The sequence below is a fragment of the Neisseria sp. P0018.S001 genome (genome assembly GCF_051957355.1).
GTDB lineage: Bacteria > Pseudomonadota > Gammaproteobacteria > Burkholderiales > Neisseriaceae > Neisseria > Neisseria subflava_A.
Map to the genome: position 1 here is coordinate 1 of NZ_JBQCWN010000109.1, position 240 is coordinate 240.

Below are 240 nucleotides of genomic sequence, written 5' to 3' on the forward strand. Positions count from 1 at the left end.
TGATGGTGTCGCCCAATGCGTAGTTGTTGCTGCCGGCGGTACCGCCGAAGTTGATGCCTTTGGCGATATTGGCGGCGTTGGTCGCTACGTTTTGGTTGGTCGCAAACAGTTGACTGCCGTTGACGGCGTCTTTGCTGTTGGCATTGAGGTCGCCGTCGGCTACGTTGGTCACTTTGTTGCCGGCGTTGTTCAAACCGTCTTTGGTCAGTTTGACATCACCTGCTTTAACGCCGTCTTGGG

At 55.4% G+C, this 240-nt stretch carries 1 protein-coding gene; it reads right to left on the bottom strand.

The window, feature by feature from the left end; genetic code table 11:
- A partial coding sequence (locus ACTHTJ_RS11070; protein ID WP_440361027.1) for a hypothetical protein occupies positions 1-240 on the bottom strand: 240 nt, incomplete at both ends.